This window comes from Stenotrophomonas sp. STEN021 (genome assembly GCF_056760175.1).
Genome location: NZ_JBRREH010000166.1, coordinates 1 through 1504, shown reverse-complemented (window position 1 = coordinate 1504; position 1504 = coordinate 1). Strand labels below are relative to the sequence as shown.

Below are 1504 nucleotides of genomic sequence, written 5' to 3'. Positions count from 1 at the left end.
TCTATTGCCCAAACCGGCTTTTGCCCCGCCGCCTGGGGGGGTGGGGTTTTTCCGGTCCCGGCCCCCGCCCCTCTGGGCGCGCCACTACAGGGCATTGCTGGAAAGCCTCACCTCCGGGCGACACCCCTGCCATTCAGGGCGGCATTTGCCCACCTCATGGCCATTGATTCTGTGAGCTTTTTCAGATTTTTTTCACGATGTAATCAGGCTGTAACAAAAACATCATTTCATAGCCGCATCCGCCGGCGCTGCCGGTATTTCTCCCGCTATGGAGTGACGCATGAAGCTGCACACGACCGGTCTTGCCGCCCTTTCGCTGGCCATCGCCCTGGGCCTGTCGGCCTGTGGTGACAAGGGTAACCAGGCCGCTTCCGGCCCAGACGCCGCAGGTGCCTCGGCACCGGCCGCTGGTGACAAGGTTGCCGTCGAGATCTCCGGCGCCGGCGCATCGTTCATCTTCCCGCTGGTGTCCAAGTGGTCGGCCGACTACAACGCCGCTACCGGTGCCAAGATCAACTACCAGTCGATCGGCTCAGGCGGCGGCATCGCCCAGATCAAGGCCGGCACGGTCGACTTCGGTTCCTCCGACAAGCCGCTTTCCACCGAAGAACTGGCGCAGGCTGGCCTGGGCCAGTTCCCGTCGGCAATCGGCGGCGTGGTGCCGGTGGTCAACCTGGAAGGCCTGCAGCCGGGCCAGCTGCGCCTGAGCGGCCCCCTGCTGGCGGACATCTTCCTCGGCAAGATCAAGACCTGGAACGACAAGGCTATCGTCGAGGCCAACCCTGGCGTGACCCTGCCGGACACCAAGATCACCCTGGTGCACCGCTCCGACGGTTCGGGCACCACCTTCAACTTCTCCAACTACCTGTCCAAGGTCAGCGGCGAGTGGAAGGACAAGGTTGGCGAAGGCACCTCGGTGCAGTGGCCGGACGGCGTCGGTGGCAAGGGCAATGAAGGCGTTGCCTCCTACGTGCAGCAGATCAAGGGTTCGGTCGGTTACGTCGAGCTGGCTTACGCGCTGCAGAACAACATGCCGTATGCCTCGATGCAGAACGCCGCCGGCAGCTGGGTGCAGCCTACCGCCGAGACCTTCGCCGCCGCTGCAGCCAGCGCCGACTGGGCCAACGCCAAGGACTTCAACCTGGTGATCACCAATGCGCCGGGCGCCAACGCATGGCCGATCACCGCCACCAACTTCATGCTGATGCACAAGCAACCGAAGGATGCCAAGCGCAGCGCCGATACCCGCGCATTCTTCAAGTGGGCCTTCGAGAATGGCCAGGCCCAGGCCAACGAACTGCACTACGTGCCGCTGCCGGCTGAGCTGGTGACCCAGATCGAAGCCTACTGGGCTGCCGAGTTCAAGTGACGCAATGAGGCGGGGGGGGCGCGCGGGGGGCGGCCGCGGGGGCGAAAGAACAACACCCCCCCCCCCGGGGGGGGGCCCGCCGGGGAGGAGATTAAGAAACCCCGCGGGGGCCACCCACCCCCCACCCCAAGGCGG

Annotated in this window: 1 protein-coding gene; it reads left to right on the top strand. The window is 65.2% G+C overall.

The window, feature by feature from the left end:
- The first annotated feature begins 280 nt into the window (after positions 1 to 280).
- Positions 281 to 1369: a phosphate ABC transporter substrate-binding protein PstS gene (gene pstS / locus ACVOL0_RS20345; protein ID WP_481550625.1), complete on the top strand. Its 1089-nt coding sequence runs from the start codon at positions 281 to 283 to the stop codon at positions 1367 to 1369.
- Positions 1370 to 1504 lie beyond the last annotated feature (135 nt).